The following is a 211-nucleotide window of genomic DNA, read 5'->3' as shown; positions in this document are numbered from 1 at the left end:
CGTTTTTTGAAGATGAAGAAACTGGTTGTACTCAGATTTTTGACTTGGATTTATTCACCCGAAACACCCCACAAACCGAAACTCCCGAACCGCTATCGCTTTGCGACGACAACGAAACTGGCGTTAGAACTTTCGACTTAAGCTTAGTGGAAGACGAAGTTTTACAAAATGTGGAAAACACCGATGAACTTATAATCGAATATTACAACAA

At 39.8% G+C, this 211-nt stretch carries 1 protein-coding gene; it reads left to right on the top strand.

The features are described from left to right. On the top strand, positions 1-211 hold a 211-nt coding region (locus G7034_RS02465; protein ID WP_166399381.1), incomplete at both ends, for a hypothetical protein.

The sequence above is a fragment of the Psychroflexus maritimus genome, assembly GCF_011089875.1.
Lineage (GTDB): Bacteria > Bacteroidota > Bacteroidia > Flavobacteriales > Flavobacteriaceae > Psychroflexus > Psychroflexus maritimus.
Note: the sequence above shows the minus strand (reverse complement) of the source record. Positions and strands in the feature narration are given on the sequence as shown.